The following is a 23,015-nucleotide window of genomic DNA, read 5'->3' on the forward strand; positions in this document are numbered from 1 at the left end:
TTTCGCCCATTCTCCAGCCGCTGCTATGCAGTCAGATTTGACTGCGTTTTCTTTTTGGGTTTTTGTTGGGAAGCGAAGGTATGTAGCACCATTCCGGCAATAATGATCATTAAGCCGGTAAACGATAAAATGGAAGGGAAAACTCCTGACAGCAGGATTATTTCACCAAGCAAAGCGAATATCACTTCCCCGGATTGTGTTGCTTCAACAGCAGCGAGCTTTTGCGGGTTATCCCTTACCATATCCGTTGCCCAGAAAAATAAAACGGTCGCAATGATGCCTGAGCTGACGGCAACGATAAAGGATTGAACGGTTTGCCCCGCTGTCGGAAGGCCATCTGACCACCAGCCGTAAGCTGCCAATACAAGCCAGAATGGAAGGCTTGCAAGGGTCATTCCCAGCACGCGCTGAAATGTATCAAGCCTGCCTCCGTATTGCTCAAGCATTCTCCGGTTTCCCAGCGGGTAGGCGAAAGCCGCGATGACAACCGGCAGCACGCTGAAGAGCAGCATTTTTCCGGAAAGCGATTCTGCATGCTGGAGCTGTATCAGTGCCGCTCCGATCAGAATGACCACGGAAGTGCCCAGTGAAACAAGGGGAATCTTTTGCCGAACGAGCAAAGTGCCTCCAGGCGTGTCTTTTTTCTCATAGAAAAATGGAGACAGCAGCACACCGGCTACAATGGTAATTTGCCATGTTCCGGCTACGAGCCAGCCCGGCCCGAATGCGGCGGCAAACGTGATTGGCGCATAAAAAAGCACAAAGCCGACAAAGCTCCACTTTATCCAAAATAACGGCTTTTTCCGCATTTCTTGTAAAAGAGGAACGAACTTCCCTTTCATTATGACAATCAGACATAAAAACGGAACCATAAATATAAAGCGTAACGAGGCGCTCCAAAGCCAGCTGCCTCCGGATAATTCCATCGCCCTGTTTAAAATAAAGGTAACGGCGAAAAAGAGAGAAGCCAATATTCCGATTACAATCGCTTTCATCAAATCCCTCATTCTGGCATTATTTTTTTATACTATACTACCCGGGATGATACAGATCAACGGAATTGTGAGAAAATAATGATGTTTTACAGATCAATAGATGTGGAAGACAAAAATAGGGAGGCGAGATGATGGAAACAGAAACGTACTTTTTTCAGGATGACGGAAGGATTCCAAATCACCCTGATTTTCCGCTCGTTATCTATAAAAATGTTTTTATGGGACGTGCTGAACTGGCAGAGCGGATCGTCAACCGGCATGGCTGGCTAAACAGCTGGTCGGGCAGTGTTTTTCCGTACCATCATTATCATAGCAATACGCATGAAGTCCTAATCACAGTCCGAGGGGAGGCTGTTATTCAATTTGGGGGAGAAAAAGGAGCTGCTATTCCTATCAAAACGGGCGACGCAGCGGTCATTCCAGCCGGCGTCGGGCATAAAAAGCTAAGCGCGAGCCCGGATTTTACCGTGATCGGCGCTTATCCAGAAGGTTCTCGGTATGATATAAAGACGGGAAAGCCGGATGAAAGAGCGGCTGCAATAGAGAATATAGAGCAAGCAGTACTTCCGGCATTGGATCCAGTTACAGGAAAAAGAGAACCTCTATTGGACATATGGGTAAGTCGCAGGGGAGAAAATTGTTGGATTGTCAATAACTAGTGCTGAAGAAATGTTATGACACGGGCACCATATAAATTAATTTCATAATCGAAGCAATTCACGTTCAAATTTTGTTCAAAAAGTGTTATCATATAGAAGGTAATCAAATTGGAGTTTTTTATGTTTGCTATTTTCAGAGAGAGTAAAGGATTTTGACTTATTCAATGGTTTATTTTTGAGATAAAAATAATACTGAATATGGCAAGATGAAAAACTGGGTAGTAAACATTTATTTTTGCGAATGATTGTGCATGAATTCACAATCCTTCTTCTCATGCTTTCAAACATGAGATCAGGGAGAGGCACTACCCTTTCCAAAAAATCAGCATACTGCTTATAGTAAAGGAGAATTGGATATGCCAGAAACAATCGATCAAACAAATGCGTCTGTCAGCCAAAGCCAGCAAGATCTTATTGATCAGCTGTTAAAGCCAGAAGTTCAAGAATCACTGACTGTTTTAGTTGACCAGCTTCCAAAGCTGACTGAATTAGTGAATATTTTAACGAAGTCTTATGATTTCGCTCAGTCTGTTGCGACTGACGAAGTATTGAAAAGCGATACAGTCGGTGCGATCACTGAAATTCTTGAGCCTGTAAAAGAAACAGCAAAAGAAGTGGCTGCGACTGCAATCGAAGCGAAAGACCGCGCGGATGCTAGCAACGAAACGATTGGACTTTTCGGCCTGTTGCGCATGCTGAAAGATCCTCAAGCTCAAAAGCTGTTCCGTTTTGCTAACAGCTACCTTGAAATCATGAACGAAAAACAAAAATAATCTCAGATTCAAATTGATATAAAGGACGGAGGATATACGATGTCAAAACATATTGTCATTTTAGGCGCTGGTTATGGCGGTGTTCTTTCTGCTTTAACAGTTCGCAAACACTACACAAAAGAACAAGCACGCGTGACAGTGGTAAACAAATACCCAACTCACCAAATCATTACGGAATTACACCGTCTTGCAGCAGGCAACGTGTCTGAAAAAGCGGTTGCAATGCCGTTAGAAAAACTTTTCAAAGGCAAAGACATTGATCTTAAAATCGCGGAAGTCAGCTCTTTCTCTGTTGATAAAAAAGAGGTTGCGCTTGCTGACGGTTCTACATTAACTTACGATGCGCTAGTAGTAGGCCTTGGTTCTGTCACTGCTTACTTCGGCATCCCAGGACTTGAAGAAAACAGCATGGTTCTTAAATCTGCTGCTGATGCGAACAAAGTCTTCAAACATGTTGAAGACCGTGTGCGTGAGTACTCTAAAACGAAAAACGAAGCAGATGCAACAATCCTTATCGGCGGAGGCGGCTTAACAGGCGTTGAGCTTGTCGGTGAGCTTGCTGACATCATGCCGAACCTTGCGAAAAAATACGGCGTAGATCATAAAGAAATCAAATTGAAACTGGTTGAAGCAGGTCCGAAAATCCTTCCTGTTCTTCCGGATGATCTTATCGAACGTGCTACTGCAAGTCTTGAAAAACGCGGCGTTGAGTTCTTAACAGGCCTTCCTGTTACAAATGTAGAAGGAAACGTAATTGATCTGAAAGACGGATCAAAAGTGGTTGCCAACACATTTGTTTGGACTGGCGGCGTACAAGGTAACCCATTAGTAGGTGAATCAGGCCTTGAAGTGAACCGCGGACGTGCGACAGTAAATGACTTCCTGCAATCTACATCACATGAGGATGTATTCGTTGCTGGAGACAGCGCAGTTTACTTTGGTCCAGACGGCCGTCCATATCCGCCAACTGCACAAATCGCATGGCAAATGGGTGAGCTGATCGGTTACAACCTATTCGCTTACTTAGAAGGAAAAACACTTGAAACATTCCAGCCAGTAAACTCTGGTACACTTGCAAGTCTTGGACGCAAAGATGCGGTTGCCATCATTGGTGCTAATTCTACACCGCTTAAAGGTCTTCCTGCTTCCTTGATGAAAGAAGCAAGTAACGTTCGCTACTTAACACACATTAAAGGACTATTCAGCCTGGCTTACTAATCCTTTGTTGTGGTTCAGACATTGCCAAAGCGTTCCTTTTGGGATGCTTTCCGGCAATGTCTTTTTTATTTAGTTTGCTAACGTTAACATTTCATTTTCAAAAAAGAGATTGATCCCAGAGGAATATAAAGGTAAAATAAAACCATATCAAAATGTTAACGTTAACATTTTGAAATAGAATGAAAGACGGTGAGGACATGGAACCCTTTATGGGCGAAAATTTTTTGCTGAAAAATGAAACCGCTGTCAAACTTTATCATCATTATGCGAAAGACATGCCGATTATTGATTACCACTGCCACTTAAGCCCGAAAGAAATCTATGAGAATAAGAGATTTCAAAACATCACAGAAGCCTGGCTGTATGGAGACCATTACAAATGGCGCATCATGAGAGCCAATGGGATTGATGAGTCATACATTACCGGCGATGCGACTGATGAGGAGAAATTTATGGCTTGGGCGAAAACCGTGCCGATGGCGATCGGCAATCCGCTCTACAATTGGACTCATTTAGAGCTGCAGCGTTTTTTTGGAATTTATGAGATTTTAAATGAGAAATCCGCGCCGGCTATATGGAAACGGACGAATGAACTGCTCCAAGGAGAAGGCTTCGGGGCAAGGGATTTGATTGTGAAATCCAATGTGAAAGTAGTATGCACAACCGATGACCCTGTCGATTCTCTCAAATACCACCTCTTATTAAAAGAGGAAAAAGATTTTCCTGTCAGTGTGCTGCCGGGATTTCGCCCGGATAAAGGGCTGGAAATCAATCGCGAAGGCTTCCCGGATTGGGTGCAGGCGCTTGAAAGGGCTGCGTCACTGTCGATTACAACCTATGATGAGTTTTTGGAGGCTCTTGAAGAACGAGTGCGTTTCTTCCATTCAGTCGGCGGCAGAGTATCTGATCATGCGATTGATTCAATGGTGTATGCCGGAACGGACAAAGAGGAAGCGGGCCTCATTTTTACCGCAAGATTAAACGGGGAACAGGTTTCTTGCGAAGATGAGAAGAAATTCAAGACATATACGCTTCAATTTCTTTGCGGATTGTATGCTGAGCTTGACTGGGCGATGCAGTTTCATATCAATGCACTCAGAAATACGAATACGAAAATGATGAAGAAATTGGGACCGGATACAGGCTATGATTCTATGAATGACGAAGAAATTGCGAAGCCTTTGTACAGGCTGCTGAACTCCGTCGAAATGAAAAACCAGCTGCCGAAAACGATTTTATATTCGCTCAATCCAAATGATAACTATGTCATTGCCAGCATGATCAATAGCTTTCAAGACGGCATCACGCCTGGGAAAATACAATTCGGCACAGCATGGTGGTTTAACGATTCCAAGGATGGGATGCTCGACCAAATGAAAGCGTTATCAAACGTCGGGCTTTTCAGCCGTTTTATCGGCATGCTGACTGATTCCAGAAGCTTTTTGTCGTATACACGCCATGAGTACTTCAGACGGATTGTCTGCAATCTGATCGGCGAATGGGCTGAAAACGGTGAAGTGCCGAAAGATATGGAGCTTCTTGGCGGTATCGTACAAGGCATTTGCTATCACAATGCGAAACAATATTTTCAATTTCAAGAAGAAAAGGCAAACGTATAAAAGAGGTTCCGCTCAGAATACCCTGCGTCAAACTGAGCGGATATCTCACCGAAAATTCTTAAGACACAGAGGTGGAAGATGCGAGCAGAACTGGAAAATAAGGTTGTGTCGATTGAAACGGAGAAGAGGCTACCGCTGAAGGAGAAAATTTCCTATGGTTTTGGTGATTTTGGCAACGGCTTTATGTTTGATCTCGGTCAGATTTATTTATTGAAGTATTTCACTGATGTAGCGGGAATTCCGGCTGCAATGGCGGGGGGCATTTTTTTAGTCAGCAAGCTGTTTGCGGCGATTACAGATCCGATTGTCGGCTCATCAATTGATTATCGCAAAAATATCGGCAGGCGGGGGAAATTCAGGCCTTATTTATTAATCGGCAGTATTGTTCTTGCTGTGCTTACTGTTCTTATTTTTCTGTCCCCGAATGTATCAACGACAGGCAAGCTGATTTATGCGTATGCATCCTATATGCTGTGGGGCGTGGGCTATTCATTTGTAAACATTCCCTACGGCTCATTAGGAGCAGCTATGACTCAAAATACCGAAGATCGGACATCTATCTCTACTTTTCGCCAAATCGGCTCACTCGGGGCTTTGTTTATCACAAGCGTGGCCGTCATGCCGCTGCTCGTCAAGTTTGATAACCCGAAGGTAGGCTACCCGGTGGTCATGGGATTGTTTGCTGTTCTCGGTGTGCTTTGGTTTTATATTTGCTATCGCAACTGCAAGGAACGTATTGTTATTGCGGAAGCGCCAAAAGAGAAATTAACATTTTCATCTGTCGTCAAAACGTTTATAACGAACAAACCGCTGTTAACCCTTGTCCTGATGACCATTTTTTCGATTTCCGCATACAACATTAAATCCGCAATGCTCGTATACTTCGCACAATATAACCTAGGCAATGTCGAACTGATGGCTTATATGAACTTTATCATTATTGGTTCTTCCTTTTTGGGCGTCGTGTTTCTGCCAAAGCTCGTCAAGATGTTTGGAAAGAAACAAACCGCAATGATCGGTTTCGGCATCAGCGTTGCCGCGGACCTGATCAACTTTATTCTTCCTTCAAATGTATATGTGTTTACCATCCTTGCAAGCATCGCGTTTATCGGAATCAGTATTCCCAATGGCATTACGTGGGCGCTTGTCTCAGATATCATTGACTATGGCGAGTGGAAATCCGGTGAGCGGAAAGAAGCAACGACGTATTCCCTCTTTAACTTCTCTCGGAAGCTTGCCCAGTCATTGTCTGGATTTCTCTCCGGGATCGGATTGGGACTTGTCGGGTATATGCCGAACGTAGCCCAGACGGCACAGGCGCTGATCGGCATTAAAGCGCTTCTTCTTCTGTATCCCGCCATTGCTTTGGCATTAGCTATGATTATTATCGGTTTTCTTTATAAACTAACAGATCAGCAGCATGCCCAGATTGTCGAGGAGCTTCAGCATAGAAACTGATCAAACAATCCTATATAGAATATTTTGAATAGTTTGCAAGTAAAAATAATTTGTAAGGGTTTTCGCTAAGTGATGAAACTGAAGGAAAGGAGGCTCTTTATTGAATACGGTAACAATTTCCGCTGAAGAAGCGAAGGAACTGGTTCAGCAAAAGCTGATCGGCGCCAATTTGAATGAACGTGATGCCGAAAAAGTAGCAGACGTGCTCGTACACGCTGATTTACGCAATGTAAATTCTCATGGTGTTTTGCGAACAGAACATTATGTGAACAGGCTCAGGGCTGGAGGCATCAATCCAAAAGCGCGTCCCGTTTTTAAAGAAACGGGTCCGGTGACAGGAGTGCTGGACGGTGATGATGGGTTCGGCCATGTGATTGCCGATAAGGCGATGGCTCATGCCATTGAAATGGCAATGAAAAATGGTGTTGGCATGGTCACTGCGACAAACAGCAGCCATTGCGGAGCGTTAAGTTATTTTGTGCAAAAAGCGGCTGAGAAAAAACTGATTGGTATCGCTATGTCTCATACTGACAGTATTGTAGTCCCGTTTGGCGGGAGGTCTCCTTTTTTAGGCACGAATCCAATTGCTTATGGGGTGCCGGCAAAGCATAAAAAACCGTTTATCCTAGATATGGCGACGTCAAAAGTGGCATTTGGAAAGATTCTGCAGGCGCGTGAAGAGGGCACAGAAATACCAGAAGGGTGGGGAGTCGATGAAAACGGAGAGATGGTAACAGACCCTCACAAGGTCGTCTCACTTTCAACCTTCGGCGGTCCTAAAGGCTACGGGCTATCTGTTGTGGTGGATGTATTTTCAGGCTTGCTGGCTGGGGCGGCTTTTGGGCCGCATATCGCTAAAATGTACGGCGATCTTGATCAAAATAGGAAGCTTGGACATTATGTTTGCGCGATCCATCCGTCCTATTTTACCGGACAAGATATGTTTTTAGAGCAGATGGACGCCATGCTTGATGAACTGCAGCAATCACCTCCGGCTAGAGGAGTCGAGCGCGTCTATGTGCCTGGCGAATTGGAGCAGCTGCATGAGGAAAGAAACAGGAAGCACGGGATTTCCATTGCTCGGAGCGTGTATGAATTTTTAAAAAGCAGGTGAGAAAATGAAAGCGGTTCAAGTGCGAAAAGCGTATGATTTGGTGACAGCAGACATGAAAAAGCCTGTTCTTTCAAAGGCTGATGAGGTGCTCGTCAAAGTAAAACGAGTCGGAATTTGCGGTTCTGACATGCATATTTATCATGGCACGAATCCGCTTGCGACCCTTCCGAGAGTAATCGGACACGAGGTAACGGGAGAGGTGGAGGAGGTTGGTGCGAATGTTAAAGGCCTGAAAGCCGGCGACCATGTTGTGATTGAACCGATTTCTTATTGCGGAAACTGTTATGCCTGCCGTAAAGGCCGGCCGAATGTTTGCGCGAAGCTTTCTGTGTTTGGCGTTCAAGAAGATGGCGGGATGCGGGAATATGTTGTGCTTCCTGAAAAGCAGCTTCACGTCGTTTCAAAAGAGCTGCCCTGGGAGGAGGCAGTGATGGCCGAGCCTTATTCGATAGGTGCCCAAGCCGTTTGGCGTGGACAGGTAGAAAAGGGCGATCGCGTTCTGATTCAGGGAGCGGGGCCTATCGGCATCTGTGTGTTAAAAATGGCAAAGCTTGCGGGTGCTTCCGTCATGATAACCGACTTAAATAATGAGCGGCTGGCATTTGCCACTGAGAACGGTGCGGACGCTGTTGTGAATGTTCAAACAGAACATGCGGCTGAGCGGGTTCGGGAATGGACGGGAGGTGAAGGAGCCAATGTAGTCATTGATGCAGTCTGTCTCCCTGCGACTTTTGAGCTTTCTGTTGATGTCGTTTCTCCGGCAGGGCGTGTGGTGGTGCTTGGATTTGATGAGAGAGTGTCACATATTCCTCAGCTCCCCATTACAAAAAAAGAAGTCACGATTACCGGCTCAAGACTCCAGACAAATCAGTTTCCGAAGGTTGTAAAGCTGCTGAATGAAGGCCGGTTAGCGCATAACGGGCTCGTCACCCATACGTTTTCAGTTGATGATGTCCATCACGCGTTTCAATTTATCAAGGAGCATCCTGATCAGGTGCGGAAGGCAGTGATCACATTTGATTAAAAGGCTCAATCCGGAGGTGCAGGATGAATATGACATTTCGATGGTATGGACGAGGCAACGATACAGTCACACTTGAACACGTGAAACAAATTCCCGGGGTGAAAGGCATTGTCTGGGCTCTCCATCACAAACCTGTCGGAGAAGTGTGGGAAATAGAGGAAATCAAAGCCGAGACGGAATATATACAATCCCATGGTTTTCATGCAGAGGTTGTCGAAAGCGTAAACGTTCATGAAGCGATTAAACTGGGCAGCGAAGAACGCGGCCGGTACATTGAACATTATAAGCAGACCATCCGCAATCTGTCTGCTTTTGGCGTGAAAGTGATTTGCTACAATTTTATGCCGATTTTCGACTGGACGCGCACCGACATGTTCCGTCCGCTGGAAGACGGCTCAACCGCTCTGTTTTTTGAGAAAGCCAAAGTGGAGAGCTTGGAGCCTCAAGAGCTGATCCGGACGGTGGAAGACGCGTCTGACCTGACACTCCCGGGGTGGGAGCCAGAAAAAATGGCACAGATCAAAGAACTGTTTGAGGCCTACAGGGCGGTCGATGAAGAACAGCTCTGGACCAATTTATCGTTCTTTTTGAAGGAAATTCTGCCGGTTGCTGAAGCGCACGGCATTCAAATGGCCATTCATCCGGATGACCCGCCTTGGCCGATTTTCGGATTGCCGCGTATTATCACAGGAGAGGCAAGCTATGAGAAGCTGCGGGCCATATCAGATTCACCTTCTAACTGCATCACCTTATGTACCGGTTCAATGGGAGCCAATCCCGCCAATGACATGGTGGAAATTGCTAAAACATATGCCGGACTCGCTCCATTTTCACACATCCGCAATGTGAAGATCTTTGAAAATGGCGATTTTATTGAAACATCTCATCTGACAAAGGACGGTTCAATTAATATTCAAGGGGTTATGGCAGAACTGCACAAGCAGGATTACAACGGATATGTCAGGCCGGATCACGGTCGCCATATTTGGGGAGAGCAATGCCGTCCAGGCTACGGCTTATATGATCGCGCTTTAGGCATTATGTATTTGAACGGACTGTGGGACGCGTACGAATCAATGGCGAAAAAAGAGGTGGAATTATGATTCCTCTTCATCATCGGCTGGCAGGTAAAGTTGCTGTTATCACAGGCGGTAGCGGTGTGCTCTGCTCGGCAATGGCCCGGGAGCTTGCCCGCCATGGTATGAAGGTGGCGATACTGAACCGGTCATCTGAATCAGGCCAAGAGGTTGTGCGGGACATTACAGAAGCTGGCGGTACGGCATATTCCGTTTCTGCTGATGTGCTGAACAGGACGTCGCTTGAGAAGGCGAAGACTGAAATTCTTGGCCGATTTGGCGCTGTCAATTTGTTAATTAACGGAGCAGGAGGAAATCATTCCGCTGCGATTACTGATGTGGAGACATATGATGACGAGGGAGAAGGGCAATCATTCTTTGACATGGATGAAAACGGATTTTCAACTGTTTTCTCAACCAACTTCACTGGGGCATTTCTGGCTACCCAAGTGTTTGGAAAGGAACTGCTGAAGGCAGACTCACCGGCCATTGTAAATATCTCATCAATGAGTGCTTATTCACCTATGACGAAGGTCCCGGCGTACAGTGCGGCCAAGGCATCAATCAATAACTTTACAATGTGGCTGGCTGTTCATTTTGCGGAAACCGGACTGCGGGTTAACGCAATCGCACCAGGCTTTTTTCTGACAAAACAAAATCACGATCTGCTGATCAATAAGGATGGAAGCTTTACAGACCGCTCTAAAAAGATTATTGCGGGAACACCGATGAAGCGCTTTGGAAAACCAGAGGACCTGCTCGGCACGCTTCTTTGGCTGGCGGATGATTCCTATTCAGGCTTTGTCACCGGCATTACCGTTCCTGTCGATGGAGGGTTTATGGCTTATTCAGGAGTGTGACGAAAGCAGCTACAGATACTGAACCAACATAGGGGTGAGGTTGAGATGTTTTCAAAAGATAAGCTTCCAGTCATCCTTTTTTTGTTCCTGGCTGGTGTAATTAACTATCTAGACCGTTCGGCATTGTCCATTGCAGCTCCATTCATCCAGGATGATCTCACACTGTCCGCTACACAAATGGGCTTGATTTTCAGCAGTTTTTCGATTGGATATGCCGTTTTTAATTTTCTTGGCGGTGTGGCATCTGACCGCTATGGAGCAAAACTGACCTTATTTGTGGCCATGGTCGTTTGGTCGCTATTCAGCGGAGCAGTTGCTTTGGCTTTTGGCTTTGTCAGCCTGCTGATCATACGAATTTTGTTTGGAATGGGGGAAGGGCCGCTTTCGGCGACCATCAATAAAATGGTCAATAACTGGTTCCCGCCGACTCAGCGGGCGTCTGTTGTCGGAGTCACAAATAGCGGAACGCCCCTTGGCGGAGCCATTTCCGGCCCAATTGTCGGCATGATCGCCGTTGCATTCAGCTGGAAGGTTTCCTTCGTTCTGATCATGATCATCGGATTGATTTGGGCATTGCTCTGGTTAAAATTCGTAAAAGAAAAGCCGGCTGAGCCAATGGGCAATGCACCTGCGATGAAAGTAGAAGCCGCTTCCGAGGAAAAAATTCCGCTGACCTTTTATCTGAAACAAAAAACAGTTCTGTTCACGGCGTTTGCTTTTTTCGCTTACAACTACATCCTTTTCTTCTTTTTGACGTGGTTTCCGAGCTATCTTGTCGAGGAGCGGGGATTAAGTGTTGGGTCAATGAGTGTCATTACAGTCATTCCGTGGATTTTAGGATTTATCGGCCTGGCAGCCGGGGGATTTGTTTCTGATTATGTATACAAAAAAACAGTCCAGAAAGGCGTGCTGTTTTCGCGTAAAGTCGTGCTCGTCACATGTTTGTTTTCTTCCGCGGTATTGATTGGTTTGGCTGGGCTTGTCACCACAACTGTAAGCGCTGTTACGCTCGTGGCTCTGTCCGTCTTCTTTTTATATTTGACGGGTGCGATCTACTGGGCTGTTATTCAGGATGTAGTCGATCAAAAGAATGTCGGTTCTGTTGGCGGATTTATGCATTTTCTCGCCAACACCGCAGGCATCATCGGTCCCGCTTTGACTGGCTTTATTGTTGACCGGACAGGTACTTTTTCTGGCGCATTTTTACTTGCCGGAGGGCTGGCCGTATTCGCTTCGCTGGCTGTCATCCGTTTTGTGCGGCCGATCATCAGCAGCACTGCCGGAACGCATGCTGATGATACGGTTTCTTATTAATCTGGAAATATGGTGGGAGAGGCGGTGTGTTTGATGATACAATATGTAATAACTAATCGCAGCCGGTATGATAAGGAAGGGAAATAGATGGTAACCATTAAAGATATCGCAAAACTTGCAAACGTATCCCATACAACCGTTTCCAGAGCACTCAATAACAGCCCTTATATTAAAGAACACACGAAGAAAAAAATATTGGAGCTTGCATCCCAGCTCAACTATACACCGAATGTGAATGCGAAAAGCCTTGCAATGCAAAAATCCCATACGATCGGGCTTTTCTTTACAAGCATCACAAACGGAACCTCACACAGTTTTTTCGCTGATACCATAAAAGGCGTAAACCAGGCGATCAGCGAGGAGTACAACCTGTATGTGCGCGGCATTGATGATCTAAAAAGCTATGATTCTGTAACACCAATGAGATATGACGGCATTATTTTAATGAGTCAAAGTGATATTGATAATTCTTTTATTTATCATATTCAGGAAAAAAAGATCCCGCTCGTCGTGCTGAACCGGGATATCGATGACAGGAGCATTACCAACATATTGTCCAATGACAAGGAAGGTTCTCAGGAAGCTGTAGAATACTTGATTAAAAACGGACATCAGGACATCGCAATCATTGAGGGAATCGAAGGATTTAAATCCTCTCAGCAACGAAAGGAAGGCTACTTAGCGGCGCTGATTCGCCATCATATCCCAATTAAACATGAATACAGTGTAAAAGGGCAATACGATATGGAGAGCGGCTTTCAGGCGATGGAACGTTTGCTGGCGCTTCCGAACACGCCAACCGCTGTCTTTTGTTCGAATGATGACATGGCGATCGGAGCATTGAATGCCATATTTGCCAAGGGGATGCGCGTGCCTGATGATATATCTGTCATCGGATTTGATGATATTGGTTTTTCGCAATATATTACGCCAAGGCTTTCTACAGTGAAACGTCCTGTCGAGAAAATCAGCGTGCTCGGTGCAAAAAAATTATTGGCGCTGATCAGCACACCTGATACAAAAGCAGAAAAAATCTTTGAAAACACAGAGTTTATGGTGCGTGACTCTGTAAAAAATGTCACGACATGATGCCCCGTTTTTCCAGCGGGCATTCTTTATACAGAAAAATGTTAACGTGTGCATAAATCTGAAAGGGAGGCAATGACGGTGCAAAAGCTGAATAAAAAATTGTACGAAGGCTATACACAGTATCCAGAAAGAATTCTCCAATTTGGGGAAGGGAATTTTCTGCGGGCGTTTGTCGATTGGCAAATTGAACAATTGAATCGGCATACTGATTTCAATGGAAGTGTCGCAGTTGTACAGCCGAGAGGCTCAGAGAAAATCAATAGATTAAATGACCAGGATGGCTTATATACTCTTTTTTTACAGGGAATGAAGGATGGGGAAGCGGTAAACGAAAAGACGATTATCAATTCAATCAGCCGCGGGATTGATCTGTTTTCCGACTATGACGAGTTCAAAAAGCTGGCTTCAAGCGAAGAGCTGCGTTTTATCATTTCTAATACGACCGAAGCTGGTATTGTTTGTGAGAAAGAAGACCGCTTAGAGGATAGGCCGCAAAAAACATTTCCAGGGAAATTAACAGCTTTTCTGTACTTTCGCTACCAGGCTTTTGCCGGAGACGAGACAAAAGGGTGTGTCTTGATTCCATGTGAGCTGATTGAAAATAACGGACAAAAGCTAAAGGAAGCGGTTCTGCATTATGCTGATCTATGGGAGCTGGAAGAGGGGTTTACGCAATGGATTCAGAACGCCAACACGTTTTGTCATAGTTTAGTAGACCGCATTGTTCCCGGTTATCCTGTAGACAGCATTGATGAGATCACTGGGGAATTAGGCTATCAAGATGAATTGGTTGTTGTGGGAGAACAGTATTATTTATGGGTGATTGAAGGGCCGAATTGGATTGAAGAAGAATTGCCCTTTGCGGCAGCCGGTCTCCATACAAAGATTGTCAGTGATCTGACCCCATATCGGACGAAAAAAGTGAGAATTTTAAATGGCGCGCATACGGCAATGACGCCAGTGGCTTCTTTATACGGTTTGAAAACGGTGCGTGATTCAGTTGAACATCCGGCAGTGGGGCGCTTTGTTGAGGAACTGATTCATGATGAAATACTTCCTGTTTTGAAAATGGAAGGGCTTACTCAATATGCGGAGGATGTGCTGAATCGCTTTAAAAACCCGTACATCAAACATTATGTAGAAAGCATCGCACTGAATTCAGTGTCGAAATTCAAAACGAGAAACCTGCCGACCCTTCAGGAATATGTTGAACAGAAGGGACAGCTTCCTGCACGTTTAGTGTTTTCATTCAGCGCGCTTCTGTATAGTTATCGAAATAGGGAAATGCAGGATGACCCGGCTGTTCTTCGATTTTTCCAAGAGGTTTGGAATCAGGAGACCGGAGATATGCTCCGTATCGCTTCAGCCTTATTAGGAGAACAATGGCTGTGGGGAGCAAATCTGAATGAGATTCCGAAGCTGACTGAGAGAGTCGCTGAGTACTTGAATCATATTCATGAACTGGGAATGGAGCGGGCTCTTGAACAATGCTGTCTGCAAAGGGGGAAAGTGCTGTGAAATCATTTATAAAGATTCATAGACAGGATAATGTTTTGCTTGCTCTGCGTGATATTCAGAAGGGAGAGCGGCTGAATGCGGGCGGCGTGATGATTGAAGTAAAAGATGATATTAAAAGAGGCCATAAGATTGCATTGCAGCATATAAAGGAAAATGACAGCATCATCAAATACGGGTTTCCGATCGGGCATGCGTTAAAAGATATTTTTATTGGAGAGCATATTCATGTTCATAATACAAAAACAAATTTATCTGATATTCAAACGTACAGTTATACACCGAGATTTGAAAAAAATCCATACACGCATGAGAACCGGACATTTAAAGGATATAGAAGAGAAAACGGAAATGCCGGTGTCCGCAATGAATTGTGGATCGTGCCAACCGTCGGCTGTGTCAATGGAATTGCCGAAAAAATGCTTCAACGGTTTGTCAGAGAAACGGGAGATATTGCCCCGTTTGACAATGTGTTAGTGTTAAAACATCAATACGGATGCTCACAGCTTGGCGATGATCATGAAAATACTAGGCAAATCCTGCTGAACGCCATTCGCCATCCAAATGCCGGCGGTGTCTTGGTGCTGGGGCTCGGCTGTGAAAATAACGAGCTGGCATCAATGAAAAAAGCGCTTCAGGATGTCAACAAGGATCGGGTGAAGTTTCTCGAATCCCAGTCGGTGACAGACGAAATGGAGGCAGGTGTCGCATTGCTGAAGGACATCCATGAAGCCGCCAAAGGGGATAAACGGGAAGACATCCCGCTTTCTGAACTGAAAATAGGGTTGAAATGCGGGGGATCTGACGGTTTTTCCGGCATCACAGCGAACCCATTGCTCGGACGGTTTTCTGATTATATCATCGCGCAAGGGGGCAGCACGGTTCTGACGGAGGTACCGGAGATGTTCGGTGCGGAAACGCTGCTGATGCAGCGGGCTGCCAATGAAGAGGTATTCCATAAGATTGTCGATTTAATCAATGATTTTAAACAATATTTTATTCAGCATGATCAGCCGGTGTACGAAAACCCTTCGCCAGGCAACAAAGCAGGCGGCATTTCCACCCTTGAGGATAAATCGCTGGGCTGCACGCAAAAAGCGGGGATTTCTCCTGTCTCAGATGTATTAAAATACGGAGAAGTGCTTAAGACAAACGGACTGACGCTTTTGAGCGCGCCTGGCAATGATTTAATCGCTTCCTCCGCATTGGCTGCGGCGGGCTGCCACATTGTCCTGTTTACAACTGGGCGAGGTACGCCGTTCGGCACTTTTGTTCCAACAGTAAAGGTGGCGACGAATACACAGCTGTACGAGACGAAGCCGCACTGGATTGATTTTAACGCAGGTCTCTTAGCAGAGGATGATGTTCATGACGAATTTGTGCTTCGAGAGTTTATCGATTATATCACGAAGGTTGCAAACGGAGAGCTTGTGAATCACGAAAAAAATGACTTCAGAGAGCTTGCTATTTTTAAATCGGGTGTGACGCTATAACAAGAAAGGCTATCCTGTAAAGGATAGCCTTTCTTGATTAAATCAGCTTTAATCCGCTGATTAAGATAATGGATGCCATAATAAATTGCAGCGGACGGGGTGAAAATCTAGGTGAGAGATGACTGCCAACCAGCACCCCCGGAATGGAACCGATAAGCAAATTGGCCGCTAACAAATAATCAACGCTCCCGAAGCTTGCGTTTAAAATACCTGCCGCAGTAACGAGCAGAAAAGCATGCGCAATATCGGTTCCGACAATGTCGGATGTTTTCATTTTAAATAAGTACAGCATAGCAATCGCAAACAACGAGCCGGAACCGATCGATGTTAAGCCGACGATAAATCCAAACACGACACCGATTAGAATCGTAAGCATTCGCTTATCTTCTAGCGGCATCAGCTGCCAGCGGTTCGGGCGAAGTTTTTTGTCCAGAAACAGGCGGACGATGATCGAAATGGCAACTAGGGTCAGAACATAACCAAGAGCGTGTTTAATAATCTCTTCCTGATGCTGGTGGAAGGCGGGAAACAAATGAAGTATGCCAATGGCTATAGAAGCACTCGGAATACTGCCGATGGCTAAGTATTTTACCAATTTAAAATTGATTGTTTTCTGCCGCCAATGGGACGCAACGCCAAACAGCTTGGTGATTGAGTTATAGACAAGGTCCGTGCCGACCGCTATGGAAGGATTGATTCCAAGCACTATTAAAAGAGGAGTTAAAAGCGCAGCTCCGCCTACACCTGTCAATCCGACTAAGACACCGACTAACAAACCCATCAAAATGATGCTAACACTCATGATAAAGACCTCCTGAAAACCCGACTATTTTTATCAGATTATATATGATTAGGTCGCTTTAATCAATTAAATTTTTTGAATATTTGTACGGATACTTCTTTGATTTTTGTATGCTCAATATCTTTATTCATTTGCCCCATAATGAGTGTCAGGACGAGATGGGAGTAAGTTTGACCGGTTAAAACAGGTCATTCGGGTCGGTATTTGGTTGAATCAGGTCAACCATTCAGCCAGCTATGTGCCAATACCGGCTGTCACTAGGAATCGAGGTGTGTATTGGATGCGGTAGGAAACGAAGGCAATAAAAAAAGATACCTTTAGGTCAGGTATCTTTTTTTAGGTTACATACGCTGCTGATAAAACGGCAGCTCTGTATGACCCATTTCTCTTACATAAACAAACAGGTTGCCTTTATGGTGAATTTCATGCTCCAGCGCAAGCTGAAGCAATGCGCTGCCAGTGACTTTTCTTCCGAAAGCAGCTGTCAAATCAATTTCTCTGTTAAGGTGTTCCTCAGTCAGCTGTTCAAGGATGGCAGCCGTTTTTTCTGTATACGTTTTAGCCAAAACATTGAGATCCGTTTCCGTTTCTTCCTGCTGGTTTTGAAAAGGTGAGGCATTGCCTTCTTTAATGACATTTGCGAACAGATAGAAAGACGTCAGGATGTGCTTGACCAGCTCTTCTGCTGACATTGATGTTTCCGTCGGTTTGTAGCTGTAATGGTCTTTGCTGATTTTTTCTGTCAGCTCAATCGTCACATTGCGATGTGACAAAAAGTGACTCACAATTTGAGTGGATTGGGTCAATAGAATCTCCTCCATATTCAAAATAAATGGTGCAATGAAATCCTATATCAATGGGCATAAATTAACAAGCAATATGCTAAGAATTGATTGTATATTCTTGCGGTTAGCCGAAATTCGACAATTGCGGTCTTTTTGCGTTCTTCTTTTTCTTGTAAATATGATAAAATATGACATATCTCGGGTATATAAAAGGGGGGATTAATTGAGGATGAAGCAGACTATTCCGTCCTCTTATGTCGGGCTTAAAATTAATGAATGGTATACCCATATCCGGCAGTTTCACGTAGCTGAAGCAGAACGGGTCAAGCTCGAAGTAGAAAGAGAAATCGAGGATATGGAAGAAGATCAAGATTTACTGCTGTATTATTCTCTAATGGAATTTAGGCACCGTGTTATGCTGGATTACATTAAGCCTTTTGGAGAGGACACCTCACAGCTAGAGTTTTCAGAATTATTAGAAGACATCGAAGGGAATCAGTACAAGCTGACAGGACTGCTCGAGTACTACTTTAACTTTTTTCGCGGGATGTATGAATTTAAGCAGAAAATGTTTGTCAGTGCCATGATGTACTATAAGAGGGCAGAAAAGAACCTTGCCCTTGTGTCAGACGACATTGAAAAAGCTGAATTTGCTTTTAAAATGGCTGAGATCTTTTACAATTTAAAGCAGACGTATGTCTCTATGAGCTATGCCGTTCAGGCGTTAGAAACGTATCAGATGTATGAAACGTACACTGTCCGCAGAATCCAATGTGAATTCGTTATTGCAGGTAATTATGATGATATGCAGTATCCAGAAAGAGCATTGCCCCATTTAGAACTGGCTTTAGATCTTGCAAAGAAAGAAGGCAATCCCCGCCTGATCAGTTCGGCCCTTTACAATCTCGGAAACTGTTACGAGAAAATGGGTGAACTGCAAAAGGCAGCCGTATACTTTGAGAAATCTGTTTCTATTTGCAAGTCGGAAAAGTTCGATAATCTTCCGCATTCTATCTACTCATTAACACAAGTTCTGTATAAACAAAAAAATGATGCCGAGGCGCAAAAGCAATATCGTGAAGGATTGGAAATCGCCCGTCAGTATAGCGATGAATTATTCGTGGAGCTTTTTCAATTTTTACATGCGTTATACGGAAAAAACATTGACACAGAATCAGTCTCACACACCTTTCAATTTCTCGAAGAACATATGCTGTATCCTTACATTGAAGAGCTGGCGCATGATGCTGCCCAATTCTATATAGAAAACGGACAGCCTGAAAAAGCACTTTCCTTTTATGAGAAAATGGTGCACGCACAAAAACAAATCCAGAGAGGAGATTGTTTATATGAAATCTAAATGGATGTCAGGTTTGTTAATCGTTGCGGTCGTGTTCAGCTTTACTCAGGAGATGGTCCATGCAGGAGAAACAGCGGATACAGAGGGAAAAACATTTCATATTGCGGCACGCAATCAAACATGATGATAACGAAAAAAACCCCTCCGGTTGCGGAAGGGTCTTTTTTATTTTAGCTTCCATTCCTTAATGGCCAGCTTTAGAGGACCCGCTGGACAGCAATTGATCAGCTTGTCCGATATTTCGGGCGCCTCTTCAGTGAGCACGCTTTGATGACGAAAACTCCGCCTGTAGCGTCGCTGAATGGGCCTAAATTATTAAGCGCGAAGGTGACGGAAGACACAATATTTACGTCCTACGAATGCCACCTATTAATGAAAAAAGAAAAAGGAGAGATGATAGGTGAGCATTCAAGTGAAGAAAAATTTGGTTTCTGAGGCGAAGTACGCGCTGAAATGCCCGAATGCGATGTCCGCTGAATACATTACCATTCACAACACGGCCAACGACGCGTCCGCTGCCAATGAAATCAGCTACATGATCGGGAACACCAGCTCGACAAGCTTTCATTTCGCGGTTGACGATAAAGAGGTGATTCAAGGACTGCCGCTTAACCGTAACGCTTGGCATACTGGTGACGGCACAAACGGTACAGGCAATCGCAAGTCGATCGGCGTAGAAATTTGCTACAGTAAATCGGGAGGCCCAAAGTACGAGGCAGCCGAGGCATTGGCGATCTCTTTTGTGGCACAGCTTTTGAAGGAGCGGGGCTGGGGAATTGACCGTGTCAAAAAGCACCAAGACTGGAACGGTAAATACTGTCCGCACCGCATTTTATCAGAGGGGCGCTGGGAGCAAGTCAAGGCGGCAATTGAAAAGGAATTAAACGGTGGCGTATCAGCGAAAAAAGCTTCATCTTCTGCGCAAGTGTATTATGTAAAAAAAGGAGATACGCTGTCCGGCATTGCAGCATCACATGGTGTGAGTGTGAAAACACTGCAAAGCTTCAATCACATTACTGATCCAAATCTCATTAAAGTCGGACAAGAGATCAAGCTTTCCGGGACCGCTTCTTCTAAAAGCCATGCCCCATCCTCATACCCGCTGCCATCCGGGGTTATCAAAGTAACGAGCCCGCTGACAAAAGGCACAAAAGTAAAGCAGGTGCAAACTGCACTGGCAGCTCTATATTTTTATCCTGATAAAGGGGCGAAGAATCATGGGGTGGACGGTGTATATGGGCCAAAAACAGCAAATGCTGTCAAGCGCTTTCAATCTGTCAGCGGATTAACGGCAGACGGCATTTACGGGCCGAAAACGAAAGCCAAAATGGAACAAAAACTATAATGAAAAAAGGAAGCTTCACCTGAATGGAGCTTCCTTTTACATATTACATAAACGCAGTGAGAACCTCTTGAATATTAGATATACTTTTAGACTGATTTGGCACAGCAGGGGAGCGCCACGCCACAAAAGATTTAAGTGTTATAGACAATTTCCTAGGCTTAAAGCTGCCAAGGAAATCTAGAGAAGCAACAATCTTTGAGCATTAACATAGAAAAAAAAAGACCCGGTGATTACCGGGGAAAATAAATAGAAAGTTAAAGGTTTAGTGATATTTTTTATATTCTACTTTGTAATCATAGTCATGCTTGTCATGATCATAACACTTTTTGCCATGGTCATAATATTTTTTATCATGGTCATAGCACTTTTTGTCGCAATCGTAATCTTTCTCATGATCATCATAATACTTTTTATCATGGTCATAATACTTCTTGTAATATTTCTTTTTGTAAGTGTAATACTCTTCTTTATATTTTTTATAATAACCCATGCTTACTCCTCCTTTAATGTTTGATCAGTTTTATTATATGAATTCAAAAAGAGATGGTATGGTCATATGTATTCGTCGACAAAAAAAGGCTGTTTTAAAAAACAAACTGATAATAATAGATAGCGTGCCAGCTTGTTGAAAGATTTGGCAAGCCTGAAGACATAAAATAGAAATCCTGCTGAATAAACGTAATAATAGTTTAGCCTCGTTTGAGTAAACATGTTTTCCGCCTTGTACCTTGATATGCTTGTGTACGATTGTTTATTGCCGAGTAATCCACCTGTTGATCGACCGTATAAGACGTGTGTCAGAATCACACTCCAATGTAAACGCCGCATTTTTTCCTCTCTAGTAAAAGAAGAGCTAACTTTTCTTTCGCCTCAGCTGTAGAGTCAATCTACCAATAAACCCTTTATCTATCTCCTGAAATGTAAATACGATAAAAAGGTTTTCATTCATAGATGAGTAGCGTAAACTGGTGCTGACTGATAAAGGAGAGCGCTTAGCATGAAAGATATGTATGACAGTTTTTTATCCCTTTCTGCGTCTGAATCGGAGTACCGGATTATATATGAAGAGAACAGCGGGAGCGAGCATATTGTTCTTGGTCCTCACGGCGGAAGAATTGAGCCGGGCGTCAGCGAACTGGTGCGGGCATTTGCTGATCAATGTTCCATTTATATTTTTGAAGGATTGAAGCAGCGCAATAACCGTTCGCTTCACCTGACAAGCACTCGTTTTGATGAACCGCTTGCCTTAGAAAAAGTAAACGCCCACCGATTCGCACTGGCCTTTCACGGCTACCGTGATCTGAAAAAGCCGCATACATTGGTCGGAGGCGCGGATCGAAGAAAAGCAGCAGCCATTTGCGAGTTGCTGAATGAGGCGGGGTTCAGTGCGGAACTGGTCAATGAAAAAGACCGGCTGGCAGGTGTCCATCCGCAAAACATCGTCAATAGGACAAAAAGGGAGATGGGACTGCAGCTGGAACTGAGTACGGCGCAGCGGAGCGCGTTATTTCACAATTTTGGCTGCCGTAAAGGACGGTACATAGAAACCAAGCTTTTTTCTCAATATGTGAATGCTGTTAAGCTTGGTTTTTATGGAAAAAGCAAGTAGGACCTGCAATAACTGCCTATTTCTTCATACGCTGTGAATGTGTGAATGCGTAGGGAGGAATGAACTCATGTTTTATCATATTAAAGAGCTTCAATATCAGGCAAAGCCTTCCCGTCCGGATCCTGTTTATGCGAAAAAGCTTCAAGAGGTGCTGGGCGGCCAATTTGGTGAAATTAGCGTCATGATGCAATATTTGTTTCAGGGTTTTAACTGCAGGGCAGATGCCAAGTATAAAGATTTGCTATGTGATGTGGGGACGGAAGAGATCGGACATGTGGAAATGTTGGCTACAATGATTTCCAGGCTTCTGGATGGTGCTCCCGCTGATGTACAGGAAAATGCTTATAAAAGCAACCCCGCTATTGCAGCCGTGATGTCAGGGATGAACCCTCAGCACGCTATTGTGTCCGGCTTAGGTGCGATGGCATCAGATAGTGAGGGTTATCCGTGGAATGCAAAATACATTATCTCAAGCGGAAATCTGCTGGCGGATTTCCGCGCAAACTTAAATGCGGAAGCCCAGGGGCGCCTTCAGGTGACGCGGCTCTATGCCATGACTGATGATCCCGGGGTAAGAGATATGCTGTCATTTTTGATTGCAAGGGATACTTATCATCAAAATATGTGGTATGCAGCGATTAAAGAGCTGGAAGAAAGAGAACGGGATATTGTCGTTCCCACGACATTTCCGCGTGAGCTAGAAAAGCAGGAAGTATCCTATGATCTGTTTAACTTTTCCAGAGGGGATGAAAGCTCACAGGGAAGGTGGGCTCATGGCGAAGCCTTTGATGGCCGGGGCGAATTCAGGTATATCCCGGCTCCGATTGCGTTCGCATCTGCGCCTCATCTTAAACCGGCGCCAATGTGGCTGCAGAATACCATGCCTCCGATGTCGAAATATTAATAT

At 44.6% G+C, this 23,015-nt stretch carries 22 protein-coding genes; 18 read left to right on the plus strand and 4 right to left on the minus strand.

Annotation, left to right across the window (positions count from 1 at the left end):
- Window positions 1–23: 23 nt before the first annotated feature.
- Entirely contained in the window at window positions 24–995 is a 972-nt protein-coding gene (locus HC660_RS06765) for a DMT family transporter (protein ID WP_010333864.1), read from the minus strand.
- A gap of 128 nt (window positions 996–1,123) precedes the next feature.
- Here HC660_RS06765 and HC660_RS06770 point away from each other — a divergent pair, with 128 nt between their 5' ends.
- The 13 genes from HC660_RS06770 (at window position 1,124) to HC660_RS06830 (ending at window position 16,207) form a co-directional block, all read left to right on the plus strand.
- The gene (locus HC660_RS06770) at window positions 1,124–1,654 is read left to right on the plus strand and encodes a cupin domain-containing protein (protein WP_425321652.1); all 531 of its coding nucleotides are present in this window, start codon (window positions 1,124–1,126) and stop codon (window positions 1,652–1,654) included.
- 356 nt (window positions 1,655–2,010) lie between these two features.
- Window positions 2,011–2,427, plus strand: coding sequence for a helical membrane plugin domain-containing protein (locus HC660_RS06775; protein ID WP_010333866.1), 417 nt, complete (start codon window positions 2,011–2,013; stop codon window positions 2,425–2,427).
- Window positions 2,428–2,466: 39 nt separating this feature from the next.
- A complete protein-coding gene (locus HC660_RS06780; protein ID WP_010333868.1) occupies window positions 2,467–3,645 on the plus strand; it encodes an NAD(P)/FAD-dependent oxidoreductase in 1,179 nt (392 codons plus the stop codon).
- A 197-nt stretch (window positions 3,646–3,842) separates the two neighbouring features.
- Entirely contained in the window at window positions 3,843–5,264 is a 1,422-nt protein-coding gene (uxaC, locus tag HC660_RS06785) for a glucuronate isomerase (protein WP_168747480.1), read from the plus strand.
- A 78-nt stretch (window positions 5,265–5,342) separates the two neighbouring features.
- Window positions 5,343–6,722, plus strand: a complete 1,380-nt coding sequence (locus HC660_RS06790) for an MFS transporter (protein ID WP_168747481.1) — start codon at window positions 5,343–5,345, stop codon at window positions 6,720–6,722.
- Between the two features lie 100 nt (window positions 6,723–6,822).
- Entirely contained in the window at window positions 6,823–7,836 is a 1,014-nt protein-coding gene (gene allD / locus HC660_RS06795; protein WP_168747482.1) for an ureidoglycolate dehydrogenase, read from the plus strand.
- 4 nt (window positions 7,837–7,840) lie between these two features.
- Complete coding sequence (locus HC660_RS06800; RefSeq protein WP_168747483.1) at window positions 7,841–8,860, plus strand: zinc-binding alcohol dehydrogenase family protein; 1,020 nt, start codon at window positions 7,841–7,843, stop codon at window positions 8,858–8,860.
- 23 nt (window positions 8,861–8,883) lie between these two features.
- Window positions 8,884–9,963, plus strand: a complete 1,080-nt coding sequence (gene uxuA / locus HC660_RS06805) for a mannonate dehydratase (protein WP_168747484.1) — start codon at window positions 8,884–8,886, stop codon at window positions 9,961–9,963.
- Window positions 9,960–10,796, plus strand: coding sequence for an SDR family oxidoreductase (locus HC660_RS06810; RefSeq protein WP_168747485.1), 837 nt, complete (start codon window positions 9,960–9,962; stop codon window positions 10,794–10,796). The genes uxuA and HC660_RS06810 overlap by 4 nt, the downstream gene beginning before the upstream one ends.
- Before the next feature lie 45 nt (window positions 10,797–10,841).
- On the plus strand, window positions 10,842–12,110 hold the full coding sequence (locus HC660_RS06815) for an MFS transporter (protein ID WP_168747486.1): 1,269 nt from the start codon (window positions 10,842–10,844) through the stop codon (window positions 12,108–12,110).
- A gap of 87 nt (window positions 12,111–12,197) precedes the next feature.
- Window positions 12,198–13,199, plus strand: a complete 1,002-nt coding sequence (locus HC660_RS06820) for a LacI family DNA-binding transcriptional regulator (RefSeq protein WP_168747487.1) — start codon at window positions 12,198–12,200, stop codon at window positions 13,197–13,199.
- A gap of 78 nt (window positions 13,200–13,277) precedes the next feature.
- A complete protein-coding gene (locus HC660_RS06825) occupies window positions 13,278–14,717 on the plus strand; it encodes a tagaturonate reductase (RefSeq protein WP_168747488.1) in 1,440 nt (479 codons plus the stop codon).
- Complete coding sequence (locus HC660_RS06830) at window positions 14,714–16,207, plus strand: UxaA family hydrolase (RefSeq protein ID WP_168747489.1); 1,494 nt, start codon at window positions 14,714–14,716, stop codon at window positions 16,205–16,207. Before HC660_RS06825 ends, HC660_RS06830 begins: the two co-directional genes overlap by 4 nt.
- A gap of 37 nt (window positions 16,208–16,244) precedes the next feature.
- Here the strand turns inward: HC660_RS06830 and HC660_RS06835 are convergent, their stop codons facing one another.
- Both HC660_RS06835 and HC660_RS06840 read right to left on the minus strand, forming a co-directional pair.
- A complete protein-coding gene (locus HC660_RS06835) occupies window positions 16,245–17,009 on the minus strand; it encodes a sulfite exporter TauE/SafE family protein (protein WP_044156273.1) in 765 nt (254 codons plus the stop codon).
- 341 nt (window positions 17,010–17,350) lie between these two features.
- On the minus strand, window positions 17,351–17,815 hold the full coding sequence (locus HC660_RS06840) for a DinB family protein (RefSeq protein WP_010333879.1): 465 nt from the start codon (window positions 17,813–17,815) through the stop codon (window positions 17,351–17,353).
- Window positions 17,816–18,017: 202 nt separating this feature from the next.
- Here HC660_RS06840 and rapA point away from each other — a divergent pair, with 202 nt between their 5' ends.
- The 3 genes from rapA (at window position 18,018) to HC660_RS06855 (ending at window position 20,499) form a co-directional block, all read left to right on the plus strand.
- The gene (gene rapA / locus HC660_RS06845) at window positions 18,018–19,154 is read left to right on the plus strand and encodes a response regulator aspartate phosphatase RapA (protein WP_168747490.1); all 1,137 of its coding nucleotides are present in this window, start codon (window positions 18,018–18,020) and stop codon (window positions 19,152–19,154) included.
- On the plus strand, window positions 19,144–19,278 hold the full coding sequence (gene phrA, locus HC660_RS06850) for a phosphatase RapA inhibitor PhrA (RefSeq protein ID WP_010333880.1): 135 nt from the start codon (window positions 19,144–19,146) through the stop codon (window positions 19,276–19,278). The genes rapA and phrA overlap by 11 nt, the downstream gene beginning before the upstream one ends.
- A gap of 276 nt (window positions 19,279–19,554) precedes the next feature.
- Window positions 19,555–20,499: an N-acetylmuramoyl-L-alanine amidase gene (locus HC660_RS06855; protein WP_010333881.1), complete on the plus strand. Its 945-nt coding sequence runs from the start codon at window positions 19,555–19,557 to the stop codon at window positions 20,497–20,499.
- Window positions 20,500–20,761: 262 nt separating this feature from the next.
- Here the strand turns inward: HC660_RS06855 and HC660_RS06860 are convergent, their stop codons facing one another.
- Window positions 20,762–20,989 (minus strand): hypothetical protein, encoded by a 228-nt coding sequence (locus HC660_RS06860; RefSeq protein WP_026014694.1) that lies wholly within the window; start codon window positions 20,987–20,989, stop codon window positions 20,762–20,764.
- 507 nt (window positions 20,990–21,496) lie between these two features.
- Between HC660_RS06860 and HC660_RS06865 the strand changes: the two genes are divergently transcribed.
- Both HC660_RS06865 and HC660_RS06870 read left to right on the plus strand, forming a co-directional pair.
- Entirely contained in the window at window positions 21,497–22,108 is a 612-nt protein-coding gene (locus HC660_RS06865; protein ID WP_168747491.1) for a poly-gamma-glutamate hydrolase family protein, read from the plus strand.
- Between the two features lie 67 nt (window positions 22,109–22,175).
- Complete coding sequence (locus tag HC660_RS06870) at window positions 22,176–23,012, plus strand: manganese catalase (RefSeq protein ID WP_010333883.1); 837 nt, start codon at window positions 22,176–22,178, stop codon at window positions 23,010–23,012.
- The last annotated feature ends 3 nt before the right edge of the window (window positions 23,013–23,015 follow it).

Source organism: Bacillus mojavensis (genome assembly GCF_012648005.1).
In the GTDB taxonomy this organism is placed as follows: Bacteria; Bacillota; Bacilli; order Bacillales; family Bacillaceae; genus Bacillus; species Bacillus mojavensis.

Excerpts from the sequence above, each read along its gene's own strand:
- phrA (WP_010333880.1), top strand. The coding sequence starts at position 19,144 with ATGAAATCTAAATGGATGTCAGGTTTGTTAATCGTTGCGGTCGTGTTC.
- HC660_RS06780 (WP_010333868.1), top strand. The coding sequence starts at position 2,467 with ATGTCAAAACATATTGTCATTTTAGGCGCTGGTTATGGCGGTGTTCTT.
- HC660_RS06800 (WP_168747483.1), top strand. The coding sequence starts at position 7,841 with ATGAAAGCGGTTCAAGTGCGAAAAGCGTATGATTTGGTGACAGCAGAC.
- HC660_RS06860 (WP_026014694.1), bottom strand. The coding sequence starts at position 20,989 with ATGGGTTATTATAAAAAATATAAAGAAGAGTATTACACTTACAAAAAG.
- HC660_RS06775 (WP_010333866.1), top strand. The coding sequence starts at position 2,011 with ATGCCAGAAACAATCGATCAAACAAATGCGTCTGTCAGCCAAAGCCAG.
- HC660_RS06865 (WP_168747491.1), top strand. The coding sequence starts at position 21,497 with ATGAAAGATATGTATGACAGTTTTTTATCCCTTTCTGCGTCTGAATCG.
- HC660_RS06770 (WP_425321652.1), top strand. The coding sequence starts at position 1,124 with ATGATGGAAACAGAAACGTACTTTTTTCAGGATGACGGAAGGATTCCA.
- HC660_RS06810 (WP_168747485.1), top strand. The coding sequence starts at position 9,960 with ATGATTCCTCTTCATCATCGGCTGGCAGGTAAAGTTGCTGTTATCACA.
- uxuA (WP_168747484.1), top strand. The coding sequence starts at position 8,884 with ATGAATATGACATTTCGATGGTATGGACGAGGCAACGATACAGTCACA.
- HC660_RS06835 (WP_044156273.1), bottom strand. The coding sequence starts at position 17,009 with ATGAGTGTTAGCATCATTTTGATGGGTTTGTTAGTCGGTGTCTTAGTC.
- HC660_RS06765 (WP_010333864.1), bottom strand. The coding sequence starts at position 995 with ATGAAAGCGATTGTAATCGGAATATTGGCTTCTCTCTTTTTCGCCGTT.
- HC660_RS06815 (WP_168747486.1), top strand. The coding sequence starts at position 10,842 with ATGTTTTCAAAAGATAAGCTTCCAGTCATCCTTTTTTTGTTCCTGGCT.
- uxaC (WP_168747480.1), top strand. The coding sequence starts at position 3,843 with ATGGAACCCTTTATGGGCGAAAATTTTTTGCTGAAAAATGAAACCGCT.
- HC660_RS06870 (WP_010333883.1), top strand. The coding sequence starts at position 22,176 with ATGTTTTATCATATTAAAGAGCTTCAATATCAGGCAAAGCCTTCCCGT.
- HC660_RS06790 (WP_168747481.1), top strand. The coding sequence starts at position 5,343 with ATGCGAGCAGAACTGGAAAATAAGGTTGTGTCGATTGAAACGGAGAAG.
- HC660_RS06820 (WP_168747487.1), top strand. The coding sequence starts at position 12,198 with ATGGTAACCATTAAAGATATCGCAAAACTTGCAAACGTATCCCATACA.